Source organism: Microbacterium sp. NRRL B-14842 (genome assembly GCF_050470785.1).
Map to the genome: position 1 here is coordinate 1 of NZ_JBFLUM010000041.1, position 19086 is coordinate 19086.

General features: G+C 67.5%; 24 protein-coding genes and 1 pseudogene. 8 read left to right on the forward strand and 17 right to left on the reverse strand.

Annotation, left to right across the window (positions count from 1 at the left end; genetic code table 11):
* Positions 1-865: 865 nt before the first annotated feature.
* The 10 genes and pseudogenes from AB1285_RS20765 to AB1285_RS20810 form a co-directional block, all read right to left on the reverse strand.
* Positions 866-1509, reverse strand: a pseudogene (locus AB1285_RS20765) (recombinase family protein).
* A 2-nt stretch (positions 1510-1511) separates the two neighbouring features.
* On the reverse strand, positions 1512-1772 hold the full coding sequence (locus tag AB1285_RS20770) for a hypothetical protein (protein WP_370428487.1): 261 nt from the start codon (positions 1770-1772) through the stop codon (positions 1512-1514).
* 264 nt (positions 1773-2036) lie between these two features.
* Positions 2037-2507 carry a hypothetical protein gene (locus AB1285_RS20775; RefSeq protein ID WP_429977801.1) on the reverse strand — a complete coding sequence of 157 codons (471 nt, stop codon included), beginning with the start codon at positions 2505-2507 and terminating at the stop codon, positions 2037-2039.
* Between the two features lie 74 nt (positions 2508-2581).
* Positions 2582-2872 (reverse strand): WhiB family transcriptional regulator, encoded by a 291-nt coding sequence (locus tag AB1285_RS20780; RefSeq protein WP_429977802.1) that lies wholly within the window; start codon positions 2870-2872, stop codon positions 2582-2584.
* A gap of 68 nt (positions 2873-2940) precedes the next feature.
* On the reverse strand, positions 2941-3144 hold the full coding sequence (locus AB1285_RS20785) for a hypothetical protein (RefSeq protein WP_429977803.1): 204 nt from the start codon (positions 3142-3144) through the stop codon (positions 2941-2943).
* Between the two features lie 328 nt (positions 3145-3472).
* Entirely contained in the window at positions 3473-4213 is a 741-nt protein-coding gene (locus AB1285_RS20790) for an AAA family ATPase (RefSeq protein ID WP_429977804.1), read from the reverse strand.
* Positions 4214-4387: 174 nt separating this feature from the next.
* Entirely contained in the window at positions 4388-4993 is a 606-nt protein-coding gene (locus tag AB1285_RS20795) for a bifunctional DNA primase/polymerase (RefSeq protein ID WP_429977806.1), read from the reverse strand.
* 21 nt (positions 4994-5014) lie between these two features.
* Complete coding sequence (locus AB1285_RS20800) at positions 5015-5461, reverse strand: hypothetical protein (protein WP_429977805.1); 447 nt, start codon at positions 5459-5461, stop codon at positions 5015-5017.
* Positions 5462-5796: 335 nt separating this feature from the next.
* Positions 5797-6084, reverse strand: coding sequence for a hypothetical protein (locus AB1285_RS20805; protein ID WP_370428494.1), 288 nt, complete (start codon positions 6082-6084; stop codon positions 5797-5799).
* Positions 6085-6217: 133 nt separating this feature from the next.
* Positions 6218-7657: a recombinase family protein gene (locus AB1285_RS20810; RefSeq protein WP_370428495.1), complete on the reverse strand. Its 1440-nt coding sequence runs from the start codon at positions 7655-7657 to the stop codon at positions 6218-6220.
* 152 nt (positions 7658-7809) lie between these two features.
* Between AB1285_RS20810 and AB1285_RS20815 the strand changes: the two genes are divergently transcribed.
* Positions 7810-8106, forward strand: coding sequence for a hypothetical protein (locus AB1285_RS20815; RefSeq protein ID WP_187661902.1), 297 nt, complete (start codon positions 7810-7812; stop codon positions 8104-8106).
* Between the two features lie 24 nt (positions 8107-8130).
* Here the strand turns inward: AB1285_RS20815 and AB1285_RS20820 are convergent, their stop codons facing one another.
* The 5 genes from AB1285_RS20820 to AB1285_RS20840 all read right to left on the reverse strand — a co-directional run bounded on the left by AB1285_RS20820 (position 8131) and on the right by AB1285_RS20840 (position 11325).
* The gene (locus tag AB1285_RS20820; protein ID WP_187661901.1) at positions 8131-8403 is read right to left on the reverse strand and encodes a hypothetical protein; all 273 of its coding nucleotides are present in this window, start codon (positions 8401-8403) and stop codon (positions 8131-8133) included.
* A 10-nt stretch (positions 8404-8413) separates the two neighbouring features.
* Complete coding sequence (locus AB1285_RS20825; RefSeq protein ID WP_280568798.1) at positions 8414-8593, reverse strand: hypothetical protein; 180 nt, start codon at positions 8591-8593, stop codon at positions 8414-8416.
* An 82-nt stretch (positions 8594-8675) separates the two neighbouring features.
* Positions 8676-9008, reverse strand: a complete 333-nt coding sequence (locus tag AB1285_RS20830; RefSeq protein WP_280568796.1) for a hypothetical protein — start codon at positions 9006-9008, stop codon at positions 8676-8678.
* A gap of 27 nt (positions 9009-9035) precedes the next feature.
* On the reverse strand, positions 9036-9680 hold the full coding sequence (locus AB1285_RS20835; protein WP_292795644.1) for a hypothetical protein: 645 nt from the start codon (positions 9678-9680) through the stop codon (positions 9036-9038).
* A 421-nt stretch (positions 9681-10101) separates the two neighbouring features.
* Positions 10102-11325, reverse strand: a complete 1224-nt coding sequence (locus AB1285_RS20840; RefSeq protein ID WP_370428831.1) for an IS256 family transposase — start codon at positions 11323-11325, stop codon at positions 10102-10104.
* A gap of 184 nt (positions 11326-11509) precedes the next feature.
* Between AB1285_RS20840 and AB1285_RS20845 the strand changes: the two genes are divergently transcribed.
* The 4 genes from AB1285_RS20845 to AB1285_RS20860 are packed head-to-tail and all read left to right on the forward strand — an operon-like array spanning position 11510 to position 12953.
* Complete coding sequence (locus tag AB1285_RS20845; protein WP_075245484.1) at positions 11510-11689, forward strand: hypothetical protein; 180 nt, start codon at positions 11510-11512, stop codon at positions 11687-11689.
* A gap of 19 nt (positions 11690-11708) precedes the next feature.
* Positions 11709-12092: a TadE/TadG family type IV pilus assembly protein gene (locus AB1285_RS20850; RefSeq protein WP_370428496.1), complete on the forward strand. Its 384-nt coding sequence runs from the start codon at positions 11709-11711 to the stop codon at positions 12090-12092.
* Positions 12082-12516 (forward strand): TadE family protein, encoded by a 435-nt coding sequence (locus AB1285_RS20855; RefSeq protein WP_292795634.1) that lies wholly within the window; start codon positions 12082-12084, stop codon positions 12514-12516. Before AB1285_RS20850 ends, AB1285_RS20855 begins: the two co-directional genes overlap by 11 nt.
* Positions 12513-12953 (forward strand): pilus assembly protein TadG-related protein, encoded by a 441-nt coding sequence (locus AB1285_RS20860; protein ID WP_292795631.1) that lies wholly within the window; start codon positions 12513-12515, stop codon positions 12951-12953. Before AB1285_RS20855 ends, AB1285_RS20860 begins: the two co-directional genes overlap by 4 nt.
* A gap of 11 nt (positions 12954-12964) precedes the next feature.
* Here the strand turns inward: AB1285_RS20860 and AB1285_RS20865 are convergent, their stop codons facing one another.
* Positions 12965-14206 (reverse strand): MFS transporter, encoded by a 1242-nt coding sequence (locus tag AB1285_RS20865; RefSeq protein ID WP_370428514.1) that lies wholly within the window; start codon positions 14204-14206, stop codon positions 12965-12967.
* A gap of 122 nt (positions 14207-14328) precedes the next feature.
* Between AB1285_RS20865 and prfB the strand changes: the two genes are divergently transcribed.
* Complete coding sequence (gene prfB, locus AB1285_RS20870) at positions 14329-15438, forward strand: peptide chain release factor 2 (RefSeq protein WP_187661893.1); 1110 nt, start codon at positions 14329-14331, stop codon at positions 15436-15438.
* A gap of 57 nt (positions 15439-15495) precedes the next feature.
* Here the strand turns inward: prfB and AB1285_RS20875 are convergent, their stop codons facing one another.
* Positions 15496-16839, reverse strand: coding sequence for a DUF2510 domain-containing protein (locus AB1285_RS20875; RefSeq protein ID WP_292795626.1), 1344 nt, complete (start codon positions 16837-16839; stop codon positions 15496-15498).
* A 174-nt stretch (positions 16840-17013) separates the two neighbouring features.
* Here AB1285_RS20875 and ftsE point away from each other — a divergent pair, with 174 nt between their 5' ends.
* Together ftsE and ftsX are read left to right on the forward strand one after the other, a co-directional pair.
* Positions 17014-18120, forward strand: a complete 1107-nt coding sequence (gene ftsE / locus AB1285_RS20880) for a cell division ATP-binding protein FtsE (RefSeq protein WP_292795623.1) — start codon at positions 17014-17016, stop codon at positions 18118-18120.
* A complete protein-coding gene (ftsX, locus tag AB1285_RS20885; protein WP_187661891.1) occupies positions 18117-19031 on the forward strand; it encodes a permease-like cell division protein FtsX in 915 nt (304 codons plus the stop codon). Before ftsE ends, ftsX begins: the two co-directional genes overlap by 4 nt.
* Positions 19032-19086: the final 55 nt, after the last annotated feature.

A 19086-nucleotide genomic window follows, 5' to 3' on the forward strand; every position in this document is an offset into this window, starting at 1 on the left:
TGCCGCACACGGACGAGCCCCCGCCGGGGTCGCCGTCACCTCCAACGGACGCGGCGTCGGACATCTGCCGGCCGATGCAGCAGGCGCTATCAGCCCGCTTCTCGATGAGCTCGGCGGAGCGGCAATCGTCAACGGTACCGGACCGAAGGCCGAAGCATCCGACTCCGGATCGACCTGCCAGCCCCTGATGCAGTCGGCGAGTTCATCCGGACGCTCGCCACCACGCTCGACTGTCCTGAATCGCTACCTACTCCGAGACGATGATGCAGGCTCCTCGACTAAAGACGCTGGCAACCTGACAACATCAACTCATGGATGTCGCCGCGCTTATTGTCTCCATCGTCGCTGTTCTCGTCTCTGTGATCGGAACCGTTTGTCCAACCAGCGTTCCAAGGAGGCCCTTCGGAATCCCGTAAGGCGGTCACGACCGCGCTTTGGTCGGCCCTTCAGGAGGCGATACAACGGCTCGTCGCGTTCGATCCGACACCGAGCCGGTGGGGGAGCGCCTCGCGAACCTACGCATTGCGATGATCGACCTGGCGGACGAGTACACCGACTGGGCAGGCCTCGACACCTGGCTAGAGGCGGAGCGTGCCCTGGGGGCGACCATTGCTCGTCAGGTCATGGATGCAGCGCAGCCCGGCGACAGTGTGGAGCAGCGGCTCCGGAACCTTGACCCGCTTATGAGTTGGACGCAGGCGCTCAGTCAGAACGTGCGACGGTTCGGGCACGGGGTACGACGCGACAGCCCTCGCCAAGCTGGAATCACACGCGAGAGACCTCATCAAGCAGATTCACGAGCGCCACGGGTGGGAATTGCCGCCGACCTCGAACCCGCGCCTGGAGCCTTTGGACTAGTGCATCGCTAAGCGGCACTGAGGCGCTGCTGCACCTTGGCCACGGCGTTACCCGTCCAGGGCTTGCCCGTGGCGGTGGTGAGCCCCTCGGCGTTGAGGGTATCGGCGGTGGCTGCCAGCGTGTGAGCAGCGCGCAGGGCCAGCAGGCGCGCCCCCGTGGCCTCCGGCAGCACGGACACCCGGCCCATGTGCTTCCCGGCCCGCTTCGCCGCCTGCATTGCGGCGCTGGTGCGCTCCCCGATGACCTCGCGTTCCCACTCGGCTACCGACATCATCACGTTGGCGACGAGCTTGCCCGTGGGGGTGCTGGTGTCCACGCCGAGGTCGATAGCCACGACGGCCACTTGCGCGCAGCGGCCCGCTTGAGGATGCCCGAGAAGTCATGCACGCTGCGGCTGAGGCGGTCGAGCTTGGCTACCACGATGCCGTCAACGTCACGGCGCTTGGGCGGGACGTGCAGCCGGGTGAGCGCGGCCTGTAGCTGCGGGCGATCAAGCGACTTGGCACTGAGGCCCTCATCCACGTACCAGACCATGTCCCACCCGTGCGCGTCGGCGTACCGCTGGATGGTGTCGCGCTGCGCGTCAAGCCCGAGGCCGCTGCTGGCCTGCTCCTCAGTTGACACCCGCAGGTAGCCGATCATGGTGGTCATGGTCAGCGGTTGCCCTTGCGCGCCGTGGTGGCCTTCTTGACAGGTGTGGCCTTGGTGATGGGTGCGGGCGAACCCTCCCGGCAGCCGTCACAGAAGTCGATGCCGTGCGTGTAGTAGGCAGCCGACTGGGTCGCCGCGTAGACGTGCGTCTTGTGCTCTTCGCAGAAGGTGACCCACTTGCCGCCCTCGGGGTCGAGGCCGATCTCTTCGGGGTGAGCGACGGTCAGCTTTTCGCCAGTGGCGCGGATGGTGCGAGTGAACATGGTGGACTCCTTAGCTGATTCGCACATTTGTTCGATACATGAACCGTAACACTGAAGGGTCCCCTCATGCACAATTTGCTCAAGATTGGTTCCTATTGATGGGCAATGTGATGACAGAGTGCCGGTGCTGTGGGTACGCCAGAGGCCCCCCAGCATGTGCCAAGGGGGCCTCTGGGTGCTGGGCGATGCACCGCCCAGCGGGTGAGGGCAAAGGAGTTGAAATCCCTCACCCGGTCATGCGTCAGACGTTCGGCGCCGCGTACGTCATCTGGTTGGACAGGTTGTATGCGCCGCCGCTGGTGTTCGCCTCGACGTAGGCCAACGCCGCAGCCGCTCAGCCGTCTCCGGGAACGCCGCCCGCCAGGTCTCGACCACACCGCTCATGCCCGTGTTGCTGGCACGGATGCCGATGGCGTGGGCCATCTCGGCGTCATCGTTAGCAATGGCGTCGTTCAGCATGTCCACCGCCTCCTGCTGCTCGATGATCTTGCGGGCGCGGTCACTGGCATCACGGCGCAGCATGATCGAGTTGGCGTCGGTCGGCCGGTGCCCACGGAACTCCTTCTCGACCTGGTCGCGCAGGTTCTTGACGAACGTGTCCTGCTCGGCCTTGATGCCGTCGAGCTTGGCGCGGGTGTCCTTGTCCAGCGCGGCCAGGTGCTCCTTCTTTGCGAGGTCGCTGGTCATGGGATCATCTTGGATCGCCTTGCGGGCGGTGCGGTGCGCGTCCTTCACCTGCGCGGCCCTGATCCTTGAAACCGTTCAGGGCGGTGGAAGGATCTGCTCGACGGACTTGGCGGTTGACTTGCTCATGGTGTTTCTTCCTTCTGTGTGATGGGTGCCGTGGATACCGCCCCGGCGTCGGTGGTTGATGTGCGCGGGCGACCCCTGCCGCGTGAGGCCCGGTCGATGCCAGCCCAGTAACCGGCGTCAACCCTCGACGCGACGGCGTAGTGGTGGCAGAGGTCACGGATGGGACAGCGCCCGCAGATGACGGAGCACTCGTCCCGCTGGTCGTCGGTTCGAGAATCTGCGACGAACAGGTGCAGGCCGCTGCAAGGTGGCGCGTAGTCCTCCAACGCGGCGTTCAGTCGGCCCATGCGTCATCAGTGCTCATGGCCCTCCTCCTGCGTCCTGTTCTGAACCGCCGCACAGCCGTGAAGGTTTTTCATTCCTCGACCGCCTCCCGCATGCCCGCTGTCGGGTTGACGACGACCGAATCCGGGTCGATATCATCGGCAGCGACGATGGTGCTGTCATCCAGTTCGAGGGCCATGACGCCCTCGAGTTCGCCAATGGCCCAGACAGTGCCCGCGTGAAGCACGTTCATGCCGGTGTCATAGGAGACGCGCGAAATCATGTCGGGGTACACGAGTGGGCGGCATCCTTCGCGAAGGCGGAAGAGCACTTCATCGTCAACGCGATGGTGATGGTGGCTTCACTCATGGCGCTTACCTGCCTTCCGGGTGGTCGATGACGTGCGACGCGTGCCCGTGGCCCTGCGGGGGTGTACATAACCCCCTGGGTTGGCTGAGTTGCCTGAGTTGCTATCCAACTCACTAAACTCACCCAACTCAGGGGTATATATGGCCATGTACCGCCCGCTGTCGTCTTTGGATGCGAGGTCACGCGCCGACAGGCGCACCAGCGCGTTACGGACGGTTTGCAGCTTGGCGTCACCGTCGTAGAGCTCGTAGGCTTCAGCGGGCGTCAACGGCCCGTGCTCCTTCAGGAGTTCGAGCATCTTGTGGCCGACCTTGCCCTGCCGGCTCGACCCGCTCCCGCACCTGACGTTCCTGTGCAGCTAGCCGCGCCTTCCCTGCGCTGCGACCGTCGAACGTCCACACGACGCCTTTGAGCGTCATGCCGAACCGGGCATCCTCGACGTCACGGCTGTTACGGATGAGCGTTGCCTCGGGCTTCTGCCGGTCGGGCCTGTCCATCACGAAGATGCCGTCCACGGCGCCCGTGAGCCCGTGCGTGCCCGACGATGAGTCGACGCTGTCCCCGGTCTTGTCCTTGCGGTTGTGATGCACGATCAACACGGACGCGCCCGGGTCGTCGGCGCACAGCTTCTGGATGGGCTGCAAGGTGCGCTTCTCGTGCAGCATCGGAGCCAGGTCACGCGGCTTCGGCCCCATCACTTCGGACAGGGTGTCGAGGATGGCCAGGGGTGACTGTCCCTTGTGCCGCTCCATGAACTCCCGCATCACGGCAAGGGCTGTGTCGGGGTCAGTGTGGAACTCGAACGTGGAGGGCACCGACGTCAGGCCGAAGTCGGTCAACCGCTTGGCCAGCCGGCGATCACCCGATTCCAGGTCGAGCAGCAGCACCGGGCGCGCCGCGACCCTGATCGAACCGAACGCCTTCCCGCCACGCGCGCAGGCAATGGCCAGCATGAGCGACAGCAGGCTCTTGCCGATCTTGGGTGCGGCCACCAACAGGTGACACCGTCGGGGATTACGTCGGGCACGATCCAGTCCAGGATGGGAAGTCCTGCTTGAGTAGGTCGGCTACCGAACGGGGCTTGGGCGGAGCTGCAAGCTGCTCGGCCTCTTCTTCCGACAGCAGGTCTGCTTCCGGCACCCGTGGGGTGCTGGTCTTCTTGCGGGGGGTCATGCGTGCTGCTCCTTCCGGGCCGACAGCACAACGCGCTCGGCCTCACTGCGGCTGAAGCCGTTGTCCTCTGCGGCGTCGATGAGTAGTTCCAGCCCGCGGTCGCCAACCCCGGCCTCATGCGCACGGCTGGCAGCCCAGAACAGGCCGTCGTGGCGCTCGCCCGACTGCAGGCCGCGAACGAATGACGCGAGCGCCACCGGACTCGCGGTCGTGGGAGTCTTGGGCTTTGAACCCCTGCGCGGCAGCATCAATTTGATGACCTCGCGGGGGAGCGTGGCCACATCGCGCGTCACCCATCGGTAGGGGCTGCCCGAGTCCGGGTGGATGCTGGGCGGCATCACCATGTAGCCGTTGATCTTGACGTCGATGCCACGCGGCACGCTGCCCCTGTACGGCTGCACGAACGGACGCATGTAGTACAGGTGACGCCCGCCGTCGCGCCTGCCGCTGACCACTTCCAGCGTGGGCGGAAGCTCCACCCCGGCGCGCAACTCGAGGTCTTGCAGGTTGCCCCCGTTGCGGGGATCAACGTCGAGCACAATCAGGCTGCGGGGAACCGGAGCGCCGATGTTGTAGTCATGGTCAGCCCACATGCGGCGGATGGTGCGCGGTCGATGGTGGCGTCAAGGTGGCCGTGAGGCGTGACAGGCTTCTTGCCGTCGAGCGGCAGCACCGCCCATCCGGCCTCGGCGAGTTCGAGCGCGGCGCGCAGCATGCGGTTCATGACGCCACCACCGGGCAGAGGCGACCGTGTCAGGCGTCCAGTAGAACAGGGCGTCGCACTTGTCATCGCACCGCGCACGTAGGCCGTGCAGGGTGTCCAGGGCCCATTGCAGGTCTTCACGAGTGTGGAAGGTGCGCACGTCGATTTGGAAGGCTGGCCCCTCGCTGCCACCGGACAGGTGGGCGTACCCGTACCCGCCCTTGGCCATGTCAGGGAAGCGCAGGGCGGTCTCGCGCAGCCACGGCTTGAACCATTCGAGCGACGGGCCGTTGCGCAGCACCGAGTTCTGCTCAGCTTCGGTCAGGAGCTTCTTGCCGGGGTAGTCGACCGGGACTGCGGTGCTCATTTCGCACCCCGCAGCAGACCTGTCAGGCGCTTGACCTGGGCAGGGTCAGTGGCGGCGCTACGGCTAGCGCGCGCTCGATTGCATCAGCGATCTTGGCTTCGGCAAGGCCACTGCGACCCTTGGCCTCTCGCTCAGGATCCTTGAGGCGACGCCCGACCATGATGTCGGACTGCGCCTTGGCGCGATTTGGAGAATTGGAGCTAGACAACGGAAAACTCCCCACGGAGTCAGGTCAGCGCTTGGCTGACTAACTGACTCCCGGTGAGGAGTTGGAATGTGACCTTGCTTTTGTATCCCGCCGATCACCAGCGGCTATTCAGTTGTATGTGTTGAGCCTACAGGGCTAGTTCGCCCGCAGCCTGCGCCCGCGTGAGACGGTTCTGCAGGTCCTCGTGACGGGGCTGCTCATCACGGCCACACGCGCACTTGAAATGCGGCGTGGGGTAGCCGACGAGCGTGCCATCCGTTTCGGCCTGGATGAACCAGTGATGGTCCTCCCCATACCGGTCAACCCGCTCCCACACGTCGTCCGACTCAGACCAGCGGTACTGAGCGACGATGCGCGAGGGGTGGCTCCCGTGGCGCTTGGTGCCCCGGCAGACCACCTTGATAGTGGATTGCATGTTTGCTATTATGCCCCGCCGAGCAGCGAGCGATGCAATTCGCCCCCTGCGGCGTGTTTGGCTCTGAGGCGCGCGGGGTGCCTGGAGTAGGGGTGTGGGGCTGCGAGCTACCGCTAGACCGCTCAGAGAGCGCTCAGAGCCGCTCGCGTCGGCCCCAGTTGCGCCACACGATCCGCACTAGGTCGGGGTCGAATGCCCTGCCGCTGCCCTGCGGCTCGATCACCACCACGGCCAGCGCGTCGATGATCGCGCGCCGATTGTCAATGTGCAGCCCCGCCCACGTCTGTCGAGCCAGCGGCCCCGCCACGTCCACCGGCACCCGAGCAGGCATCGACTCGGCCACGGTGCGCTCATGCGCGGTGCGGTCGGCCCGCAGGCGTTCGGTGATGCGGCGAAGCTGGTCGCCGGTGAGCACGCCGTCCGCGAACTGATCGGCAGCCGTGGCTAGGCGGGCGTCAATGGCCTCTATGGCGTCCCGCGCCTTCTGCGCAGCACCCGTGTCGCCCTGGCTGAATAGCTGCGCTGCATCCGGCTGCTCAAGGCGGCGCAGGATGACTTCAGTCACGAACTCGTCCACCGGCTCCTGGATGCGGCGCACCTTGTGACAGGTGCCGCAGGCGTACGCGGCCTTGACCGGCTTGGACTTCTGCCCTGGCTTCGGCGTCCACCCCGGTATCCGCTTCATGCGCCCGCCCAGCGTGTCACCGCAGCGGCCACACACGGCCAGCCCTGACAGCAGGTGAACGGGAGTGCGCCCGCCCGTGCCCTGCGCGCGGTTCGGGTCGGTGAGCAGCGCTTCAAGCCGTGCGTGCGTGTCCTCGTCGAGTATCGCTGGGTGCAACTCGGGGTTGAACGTGCCGACCACCTTGCCCCGGTGGGTGCGGAGGCCCGCGAGTGACGGGCGGCGGATGAGCTGCCGCAGTGTGATGCCCTGCCAAGGCGCACCAGCAGGGGAGGGGATGCCACGCGCATTGAAGTCGGTAGCGATGCCCCGCAGCGAGTCCCCAGCCAGCACCCGGCGCGCAGCCTCACGGATGACCACGGCCTCAGCCTCCACGATCACATCGTGCCTGTCCTCTCGTCGGTAGCCATAGCCAGGGCGTGCGGTCGGCAGCCCATCAGCAGCGCGGGCATCGGACGCCGCTAACTGACGGCGTGCCTTGCGCTTGGACTCGATGCGGCCCATTGCTGCGCGTACCGTGGACATGAACTCGCCCGAGTCGGTAGCCGGGTCGACATAGCCATCACGCGCGGTGTCCCACACCACCCCGGCAACCTCGCACGCGGCGTGCAGCTCTAGCTTCTCTTCGACGTTGCGTGCTAGGCGCTCTTCCTCAGTGGCCACGATGACACGCCAAGGGGCACCGGTCTCAGCATCGGCAAGCATCCGCTCGAAGTCAGGGCGCTCCTTGTGCCCCAGCGCGCTGATGCCGTCGTCGGTGTAGCGCGCGACGATGCGGTAGCCACGAGTGGCGGCGTGCTGCTCGTTCTGTGCGTGCTGGTCGGCCACCTTGTCACGGGTGCTGACCTTCTCGCTGATGCGCGCGTAGCTTGCCGCGGGGATAAGTGTCATGGGAAAAGGTTACTACCTAATACTGTGCCCGTTGGTGTTCCTCATCCTCCCGTTGTCCGTCGTGTTCGCGATCTACCCTGGCCTGTTCATCCTGCGGCTCGGCATCGGATGAGTGGTCGTCGGGGGAGGCCGTGGGGGCTTACCTTTTGTCTATGGGAAGTCTCGAGTACAACAGCTCTCGTCCGCCGATCGAGGTCGACGACACCGTGCTGGCGCATCTGAAGATCGTGATCTCCACGAAGCTCCGGCGCCAGGAGAGCTTCATGATGACGTGGCCGTCGGGGAAGAAGAGCCCTGGCCGACTGTCCGCGTGGATGCACCCGGCGATCCCGCTGGTGCTCGAGTTCGACGCCGAGCCGCCGCCGGCGATCGATCCGGCCCGGGTCAGTCACATGATGGAGCGGCTGAACGCCCGCGGTGAGCTCGTCATCGACGAGTTCACCTCCTGATCCCACGGCGGCTCTCCGCGGCGCTCAGACGTCCCAATCCGGCAGTCCGCCGAGGTCTGAGGCGAGGCTCCCCTCGTCGGAGGCCTTGACCTGGAAGAGGAAAACCCGCGAGGTCGGGTGGACGAGCACGCTCGCCAGGCCGTCCGACGTGGCGAACGAGACGAAGGTGGGTTCAGCGCGCGCGGCGGCCTCGATCCTCTCTCGGAGGGCGGCGACATCGGTGCCGCGGGGCAGGGGATAGGTGAGCCCGTCGATCTCGACTCTGGCCCGCATCTCATCGTCAGGTCCAGGGCGCATGCGTGACAGGCTATCCCTCGTCCGGACGACCGGACCCGGGGTTGTGCGATTCGCGTGACGGGAGTACAGGGCCTCGCCGCTTCGCCCTCCGCGCGCCGATGACGATGACGATGACGGCGACGAGGATCACCACGCCGACGACGATCGCGATCAGCACCGGAATCGACGGCAGCAGGGGGTTGGGCTCCATAGGCGGGAGCCTATTGCGTTCCGGCGGTTCCGATAGGCAGTGACGCACTCCGCCCGGATGTACCGTCTCGGCATGAGCGGCCTTACCTCGAGATCCACCTCACACCGTCGATGTCGGGCGGTAACCGAGTTGCAGCGTTCGTCTCGAGCTCTTCTACCAGGGGAATGAGGACTTCCCAGAGCGCCCAATGCTGCGGTGTACCCGTTTCTCCTGGTGTCTTGTTCTTACTGCGCATATGGGCCGGAAGTGGCGTACGCCAACCGAAGCGCGACCCGGCGGAGTCTGTAACGTGCAGCGTCAACGACTCGCCGTCGGCTTCCAGATGCGTCAACTCGAGTTCCGCCGGCACCACGATCGTCCCGTGCGCCTTATCCCATTCTTCGCGGACCGCTGAGAGAAAGGTCTCTGCATTCACGTCGCTACCCATGCGTAATGCTGCCCTTCATCCCGCAACGTTAATGACCCACTGGGGGCACACCGTGACGCCCATACAGTATGCCGTGATAAGTCCCTTTTGCTTGCCGTCGCTCATGCGGGCGTTCTCGATCACCACTTTCACTGTCATCGAGCGCTTCGGCTTGCAGGAACCGATCCAGCACTCCCATTCGATCGCGTCCGTCAAGTAAATGATGGAGGTGCCTTGAGTGACGCGGCCGCCGGTCGGCCTCGGGAACTTTGTGGTCTTCTTGATCATGTTGAGGTTGACATGATGCTTGTTCTGAACCTTGGTGAGACCCCACGTGGTTCCGTTGCCCGCGCGAGCAACGACCGGCTTTGCAATGTTATCGGTCCACGTCGAGACGATCCGATAGGCCGTGTCACCCGCGGCCATCGCTGCGCGGTCTTTTGCTGACCCACTCGGCATCTTGCTCGAGTCGTAAGGGGCAGCCAATGGAGTGTCCGAGGCCTCGAGGGATTCCACCTCGGCGATCTGGGCTTCTACGTCGGTTTGCGCGGCCGTGCCAGCGCTGTCTGTCGGCACGAAGCCGAATGTAGTGATCGTCGTCCGCTCGGACTCGTCGGGTGCTTTAGCCGCTGCCGGCGCGACGCCTGTTCCCAGCATCGCGACGATAGCAACCAACGCCATCCCTGCACGCCATCCCCACATCTCCGAACCCCCATCATCGCTATATGGCTCGCACCTGCGGGCCAGCGTCACAGTAACCTCGGAGCGATGAGGTGTCTGTCCCTTTTTGGGGGACACAAGACAAAAGACACAAGATGAGCCACTATGTGGCAGTCCATGAGGATCTGTCGGCGAGCACGTCATCGCGTCCGGGCGTGGACGTGTGGCGCCTCCGTGGCTAGGCGAGCTTCGGCATGGCGCGAGATGCACGCGAACAACACGGGTGCGCTCGGTGACTTCTGGCACGATCTGGCAAGCCGGCTCCGGCTCGGACAAAGACCGCCTCGAACTGGTGTCGCCGCGTGAGGGCGCGGGTCACCCGCAGGTGACGTCCCGCTGTGTGGTGGAGTTTCTCAACACCGTGCGGGTCAGCTGTTTTTGATTATGCCGCGGTCAGTTCCGGGATGGCCACCTCCTCGGGTTCGGTGAGGAGCAGGGCCATGGAGTGTTCGCTGAAGTAGCGGCGGTCGGCGCCGTCCCATTCGTCGTGCTGCTCGATGAGAACGTGCCCGGCGAGGCGGAGCAGCGCGGCAGGGTTCGGGAAGGTTCCGACGACGTCGGTGCGGCGTTTGATCTCCTTGTTGACCCGTTCGAGGGGGTTCGTGGACCAGATCTGACGCCAGTGCTGGAACGGGAACTGGCAGAACGCGAGGAGCTCGTCTTGCGCGTCCTCGAGCATGCCGGCGACTTTCGGATGCGACCGGGTCAGCATGCGCACGACTTCGTGGAACTGCGCGAACACGTGCTCCGTGTCGGGCTGGGCGAAGATCGTGCGGATGATCGACGCGACCATCGGGCCAGCGGTCTTGGGGACCGCGGTGAGCACATTCCGCATGAAATGAACCCGGCAGCGCTGCCAGCTGGCGCCTTGGAACACGGTCTGGATCGCGGCGACCAGCCCGGTGTGCGCGTCGGAGATCACCAGCTTCACCCCGCCGAGCCCACGGGCTTTCAGCGAGCGGAGGAAAGTCGTCCAGAACGGTTGCGACTCGGTCTCCCCGACCTCGAACCCGAGCACCTCACGGCGCCCATCCTGCGCGACCCCGACGGCGACGACCACGGCTTGGGAGACGACCCGGCGCCCGACACGGGCTTTGCAGTAGGTCGCGTCGAGGAACACATACGGGTAGGCCTGGTCGGCGAGGGGCCGGTCCCGGAACGCGGCGACGTCCTCGTCCAGGTTCGCGCAGATCCGGGAGACTTCAGACTTGCTGATCCCGGTGTCCGCGCCGAGCGCTTTGACGAGATCGTCGACCTTGCGTGTCGAGACGCCGTGGACGTAGGCCTCCATCACGACCGCGAACAGGGCCTGATCGACCCGTCGGCGCCGCTCCAGCAGCGACGGGAAGAACGAACCTTGCCGCAGCTTCGGGATCCGCAGCTCCAGTTCCCCGGCCGTGGTTGTCAGCGTCCGCGGGCGGGTGCCGTTGCGTTGCGTGACCCGGTCCGGGGTGCGCTCGAACGGGGCGGCGCCGATGAACGCGGCCGCTTCCGCGTCGATCAGCTCCTGATAGAGCGTCTCGGTCGCTGTCCGGATCCGGTCGGTGACGTCGGTGAGTTTCAGTTCCCCGAGGAGCTCGAGGAGGGCAGACTGGTCTAGAGCCATCGTGCGTTGTGTCTTTCTGTGAGTAGCTTTAGTCGGTTCTCACTGACCATCGCACGATGGCTCACCACGTCCTCGACGTGACACCCAGCACCGAGAACTACACCACCCCAGGGGACGTCACCCACCCGCACGGCCCTGTGGATAATGTCCGCGCCGCGGCAGGTCTTCGATGCACACTGGCCGCATGATCTCTCGTGCGCGCTCGATGCTCCGTGCCTTCCACGACGACGAACGGGGAGATGTCCCCGGCTGGGTCCTCGTCACCCTGATGACCGCGGGCCTCGTCGTGCTCATCTGGGCGGTCGCCGGGCCTGCGCTCACCTCCCTCTTCGAGCAGGCCATCCAGCGGGTCTCGGGGCTCTGACATGCGTGCGTCTGCGGGGATGACGGATGACCGCGGATCGAACCCGGTGGAGTTCGTGCTCGTCGGCACCCTGCTCACCGCGCTGACCCTCGCTGTGCTGCAGCTGGCGTTCGCGATCTACGTGCGCAACGTCGTCCACGATGCGGCCGTCGAAGGCGCGTACTACGCGGCGCTCGCCGACACGACCGCCAAGGAGGGGGAGGAACGGGCGCGCGAGGTCATCCGTCGCGCGATCGGCCCCTCCTACGCCGACGACATCACGGTCGCCTCGACGCGGCGGGAGGGACAGGAGACCGTGGAGGTCCGGGTCCGGACGACCCTCCCGGTGGTCGGCCTCATCGGTGTCCCTGCAGCCCTGCAGGTCGAAGCCTCCGCACCGGCGGAGTCGTTCGATGCGCGATGACGCAGGATCGAGCTCGCTGGAGTTCATCACGGTCGGGGTGATCCTGCTCGTGCCGCTGCTGTACCTCGTGATCGCTGTGGGTTCGGTGCAGGAGCAGTCGCTCGGCGTCGAGGCCGCGGCGCGGCAGGCCGCACGTGCCATCGCCTCGACACCTGACGTCGCAGGGGCCGCAGTCCGCGGGGAGCAGGTGCTGGACGGGATCGTCGCGGAGTACGGCATCGATCGCGGAGCGGTCGACGTCGCGGTGTCGTGTCGCCCCCGGGCATCGGCCTGTCCGGCGGCGGGAGCGACGGTGGTCGTCACGGTCTCGACGCGCGTGCCGCTGCCGCTCGTGCCGGGAGTGCTCGGACTCGACCAGGCGACGTCCGTCCCTGTGGAAGCCGTGTCGGTGCAGAAGGTCTCGCGACGCTGGAGCGGCGGATGAGCCGGCGCAGGCGCGACGGGGACAAGGACGGAAGGGGCGACGACGAGGGGAGCGTGCTGCTCCTCGTCCTCGGCTACCTGATCCTCGCGCTCGCCGTGCTGTTCGTGTGTGTCTGCGCCACCGACCTCTACCTCACCCAGAAGCGCCTGGACGGGCTCGCGGATGCGGCCGCGCTCGCCGGGGCGGACGGCTTCACGCTGCAGGTGGAGGGGGAGGTGCCGCGTGCGACGCTCACCGACGCGGGGGTGGCCGAGCAGGCGATGCCGCTCGTCCGTGACGCGGGGCTCGAGGCGACCGTCGTCGACGCGGGCACCCCGGACGGCGTGAGCGCGCGCGTCACCGTCGCGGCGATCTGGCATCCGCCGCTGCTCTCGCCGTTCGTGCCCGAGGGGGTGCCGCTGCAGGCGACGGCGACGAGCCGCACGGCGCTGCGCTAGCGACCGGGCGCTCAGTCCTCGGACGGGTCCGGCGTGCTCGGCGGCGTCCGGGGGACGAACCGGGGGATCCAGCGGAGGAACCCGGCGGCGCCGACGAGTCCGATCAGACCCATGGCCCCGGCCGCGAACGACAGGGAGGCGACCGCGGTGATGCCCGAGACGAGGAGCGGGGCGACCGCGCCACCGGCATCGGTCAGCGTGCGCCACGACCCGAGGAACGCGGCGGGGTCGTGCTTCGGGGCGACATCCGCTCCGAGGGTGAGGAGGATGCCGCTGGACAGCCCGTTGCCGACGCCGAGGACCGCGGCGAACATACCGAACCAGAGCACCGCGGAGTCGACGTCGTGCGTGACCGACAGGGCGAGGAACCCGGCACCCATCAACACCATCGCGGGCATCGCCGCCCAGAGCCGGCCGAAGCGGTCCATCACCTGGCCGCTGGCGTAGAAGAGGGCGAAGTCGATGGCTCCGGAGACGCCGACGACGAGGGCGATGGTCGAAGCGTCGAGGCCCAGCGAGAGTCCCCACAGCGGGAGGACGACCTGCCGTGCCGACCGCACCGCCGAGAGCGAGGCCGCGGCGAGTCCGAGCCGACCGAGCACTCCGCGCTGCCGCCACATCGTCTGGAAGATCCCGACCCGCTCGATGGTCGGGATCGACCCGCTCACGGCCTCGCCGCTGTCCTCCGCGAACCGGACGGTGGTCCGCAGCGGGGCGACGGTCTTCTCCGGATCCGGTCCGAAGAGCACGAGCACGACCATCACCACGAGGCAGGCGAGGAAGAACCAGATCGCGGCAGCCTCCGTGCCGAAGTGCTGCAGGAGGCCGGCGGAGACGAACGGGCCGATGAAGATGCCCAGGCGGAAGCTGCCGCCCAGCAGGGAGAGCGAGCGGGCGCGGAACGCCAGCGGCACCCGCGTGGTCATGAACGCGTGCCGGGCCAGCCCGAAGGCGGCTGCGCACAGGCCGAGGAGGAACACCGACGCCGCGAGGACCCCGAGTGACGGCGCGAAGACCATGCCGACGGCGGCGAGGATGGCGATGACGCCCGCGATGACCATCGTGAACCGCTCGCCGATGCGCCCCACGGCCCACCCGGCCGGGAGGTTGCCGCAGAGCTGGCCGACCACGAGCGCCGAGGCGACGAGGGCCGCGAAGGCGACGTCGGCACCCATCGACGCAGCGATGACCGGGATGAGCGGGATGACCGCACCTTCGCCGAGGGAGAAGAGGACGGTCGGCAGGTACACCATCGGCCCGAACTGGCGGAGGACCGTGGATGCGCTGCTCACGTCCCTCACGCTACTCCGGTCGGCGCGAAGGGCCGGACACGCCCGTCCCCGCGCGCGCGGGCGGCACGTTAGGCTGAGGTGTCATGCTCGAACTAGATCTCTCCGCCGAAATCCAGGCGCTCAGGCACACCTTCGGCGACATCAGCGAGGTCGTCGATGTCAACCGTCTCCGCGAGGACATCGCGCGTCTCAGCGAGGAGGCCGGCGCGCCCGACCTCTGGGACGACACCGAGAACGCCCAGAAGGTCACCAGCGCCCTGAGCCACCGCCAGTCGGAGCTCGCCCGCATCACCGGCATCGCCCAGCGCCTCGACGACCTCGAGGTGCTCGTCGACCTGGCGAACGAGATGGGCGACGAGGAGTCGGCGATCGAGGCGCGCAAGGAGCTGCAGACGCTCACCGACCTCATCAACCAGCTCGAGGTGCAGACGCTGCTCGACGGCGAGTACGACGAGCGCAGCGCGATCGTCACCATCCGCTCTGGCGCCGGCGGCGACGACGCCACCGACTTCGCCGAGATGCTCATGCGCATGTACCTGCGCTGGGCGGAGCGTCACAAGTACCCCGTCAAGGTGATGGACACCTCGTACGCGGAGGGCGCCGGTATCAAGTCGGCGACCTTCGAGATCGACGCGCCCTACGCCTTCGGCACGATCTCGGTCGAGGCCGGCACGCACCGCCTCGCGCGCATCAGCCCGTTCGGATCCGCGGACAAGCGCCAGACGTCTTTCGCCGCCGTCGAGGTCATCCCGCTCATGGAGGAGGCGACCGAGGTCGACATCCCCGAGAACGACATCCGGGTCGACGTCTTCCGCTCCTCCGGCCCCGGTGGACAGTCCGTCAACACGACCGACTCCGCCGTGCGCATCACCCACCTCCCGACCGGCATCGTCGTGTCGATGCAGAACGAGAAGTCGCAGATCCAGAACCGCGCCGCGGCCATGCGGGTGCTGCAGAACCGTCTCCTGCTGCTGCAGAAGGAGCAGGAGGCCGCCAAGAAGAAGGAGCTCGCCGGCAACATCACCGCGAGCTGGGGCGACCAGATGCGCTCCTACTTCCTCTACGGCCAGCAGCTCGTCAAGGACCTCCGCACGGGCCAGGAGTCCGGCAACCCCGCCGCCGTGTTCGACGGCGACCTCGACGACTTCATCTCGGCGGGCATCCGCTGGCGCAAGCGCAAAGACGAGGACTGACCCACACGACGAAGGCCCCGGGAGCTCCCGGGGCCTTCGTCGTGTGGTGCGGAAGGATCAGCGTGCCGACGCCTCGACGGTCACGCGGGCGACCTCCTGCAGCATCTCGTCCGTGATGACGATCACGTAGGACGGGCTTTCGGCGACGTCGAACGAGACGGTGCCCTCCGCCGTCGTCCCGGCGTTCTGCTCCGTGGACTCGAGCGTCGCGTCGCCGAAGATGTCGTAGTCGCCCTCGACGCCGTCGGCCGTCTCGACGGAGAAGTAGAGCGGGTTGACGTAGGTCGTCCCGTCGAGCGTCTCCCAGGCCACGTCGATCAACAGATAGCCGCCGTTGGCGGCCTCGAAGTCCGTGCCGTTGGTCGGTCCGAACGTGGCGGAACGGATGGTGACCTCGGCCGTGCCCTCGAGCTGCGGCACGGCGACCGGCTCGCCCAGCGTGCCCTCGGCGACCTCACCCGTACCCGCGTCGCCGGTGTCGTCGGTCTCCGGCGCCGGGCTCTGGCTCGTGCCGTCGTCGTAGTCGGGAAGCGTGACCGGGCGCACGGTGTTCGCGACGGCCAGCACGAAGAAGATGCTCACGACGATCGCGACGATGCCGCCGAGCACCGACACCCCGAGGCCGGTGATCCCCGGCCACTTGGTGCCCTTCAGGAACAGGGAGATGAGCGAGACGATGAACCCGGCCGCCAGGAGGAACCAGGCGAACGGGAGCGTCAGGGGGATGAACGCGAGGATGAGGCCGAGCGCGGCGATCCCGAGACCGACGAGGCCGAGCACCGACATCTTCTTCGGGCCGTCGGTGGCCGGTGCCTGGCCCGGATAGGCGGCCTGTCCGGGGTACGCGCCCTGTCCGGGGTACGCGCCCTGTCCGCCCGGTACCTGTCCCGGGTAGCCGCCGCCACTCTGCGAGCCCGGGTACGCACCCTGCGCCGGGTATCCGCCCTGGCCCTGATACGGCTTCTGGTCGGGGGAGAACGGTGCCGCGGGGGGATAGGCCGCCGTGCCGCCGTCGGTACCGGCCGGAGGGACGATCGGTGCCGCGCCGGGGAGGTCGTGCGCGCCGCTGGCGGGCGCCGTCCAGTCCTGCGCGGGCTCGGGAGCGACGATGAAGTCGGTCGCGGGCTCGTCCGGAGCGATCTCCCGTTCGGCGGCGACGGGTTCGGGTGTGGAGGGCTCCGCTGCGGCGGTCGGTTCCTCCGCCGGGGGAGCGCCGTCGGAAGTCGCCGCGGAGGCGCTCTCCGCGGAAGTGCTGTCCGCGCCCGCGTCCTCAGCCGCCGCAGCGGTGGTGTCCTCGGGCGTCGCGGTGGTCTCCGGCGCGAAGTGTTCGGTCCACTGCTGGCCGTCCCACCAGCGCAGGCGCCCGGAACCGTCGTCGTACCAGCCGGCAGGTGTCGTCATGGGGGTCCCCTCCGTGTGTGCGCTCGCGTGGTGGACGCGAATCGACACTCCATGTATAGCAGCGGGCGCGGACCTCGGTGGGCCGACGGGGGAGGAGGAAGAGCGGCACGGCGTGCCGCGCGGCGGGGTGTCGTGCCGGGGCGACGCCCGTGCCGCGCTTAGGCTCGAATCGCCATGATTCGGTTCGAGAACGTCACGAAACGCTACCGCGGGACGTCGAAGCCCGCCCTGTCCGGTGTCGACTTCGAGGTGCAGCGCGGGGAGTTCGTCTTCCTGGTCGGCGCCTCCGGGTCCGGCAAGTCCTCCTGTCTGCGCCTCATCCTCCGCGAGGACGTGCCGACGACGGGCCGTGTCGCCGTCCTCGGCCGCGACCTGAGGGCTCTGGCGAACCGTAAGGTGCCCTACTTCCGTCGGCACATCGGCTCGGTGTTCCAGGACTTCCGCCTGCTCCCGTCCAAGACCGTCCATCAGAACGTCGCCTTCACGCTGCAGGTCACCGGCTCGTCCCGGGGCTTCATCCAGCAGGCGGTTCCCGAGGCGCTCGCCCTCGTCGGGCTCGACGGCAAGGAGAAGCGCATGCCGCACGAGCTCTCCGGCGGCGAGCAGCAGCGCGTCGCGATCGCCAGGGCGCTCGTCAACCGTCCTCAGGTGCTGCTCGCCGACGAGCCCACCGGAAACCTCGACCCGGCGACCTCCGTCGACATCATGCAGCTGCTCGCCCGGATCAACGCGGGTGGCACGACAGTGCTCATGGCGACCCACGAGGCCGGGTTCGTCGACCAGATGCGCCGCCGCGTGATCGAGCTCCGTGACGGCGAGATGGTCCGCGACGAGGTGCACGGCGGATACGGCGACACCTCGAACATCCCGCGCCTGGTGCCGGAGGAGGTCCGCGGTGCCGCGGCCGCCGCAGCCCTCACGGCCGTGCAGGAGGTGCAGCGCCAGACCGCCGACCTCTCCGTGGTCCGCGCAGCCCTGGCGGAGGAGCTGGACGCCCAGCGCCGTGCCGCCGCCGCGTCTCCCGCGGTCACCAAGCCCGCCGCCGAACCCGCTCCGCAGGTGGTCGAGCCGCCGGAGCCCTCACGGGAGCCCGGCGTGGTCGAACCACCGGACGTCGTGCAGCCGCCGGCCGCGCCGCAGCCCGCTGCCGAGCGTCTCGCGCCCGCCGGTCCGCGCACGCATCCGATCGTGATCCCGGAGGTGGACGTCGCCGAGCTCGGCGTCGCCGACCGCCTCGGGCTGTCCGACCAGGACGACGAGGAAGTGGGCCCGACCTCATGAGAATCGGCCTGATCCTGACCGAGGCCCTCGTCGGCCTGCGGCGCAACATCTCGATGGTCATCTCCGTCGTGCTCGTCACCTTCGTGTCGCTGACGTTCGTCGGCGCCGCGATCCTCATGCAGTCCCAGATCGGCGTCATGCGCGGCTACTGGGCCGAGCGCGCCCAGGTGGCCGTCTACATGTGCTCCGCGGTGTCGGAGTCGGACACCTGCGTCGACGGCGCGGCGAGCGAGGAGCAGGTCGCCGCCGTGCGCGCCCAGCTCGAGGGCGACGCGTTGTCGCCGCTCATCAGCTCCATGACCTTCGACACGAAGGAGGAGACCTACGCCAAGCTCGTCGAGCAGGTCGGGGAGGAGCAGGCCAGCGTGCTCTCGCCCGATCAGGCGTTCGAGGTCTTCTTCGTCACGATGAAGGACCCGGGCCAGTCGCAGGTCCTCGCCGAGGCGTTCAACGGCCAAGCCGGAGTGGAACAGGTCCAGGACCAGCTCCAATACCTCGAACCGCTGTTCTCCGCGCTCACCGTGGCGACCTACATCGCCGTCGGCATCGCCGTCCTCATGCTCATCGCCGCGACGCTTCTGATCGCCACCACCATCCGCTTGTCCGCCTATGCGCGGCGGAAGGAGATCGGGATCATGCGCCTGGTCGGCGCCTCGAACCGCTTCATCCAGACGCCGTTCGTGCTGGAGGGCGTCTTCGCCGCGTTGCTGGGCTCGGCTCTCGCGAGCGCGGCGGTCGTCGCCGGCATGCACTTCGGCGTGAACGGCTATCTCCGCGGACGGGTGCCGTTCATCACGACGTGGGTGACCATGCAGGACGCGATCCTCGTGGTGCCGGTCCTCGTCGGGATCGGCGTCGTGCTCGCGGCGCTCTCGGCCGGCTTCGCGATCCGGCGTTGGCTGCGCACCTGATACCCTGAAAGGCTGCTCGACCGATCCGCTGTCGAGCCGTCCACAGCACCACAGC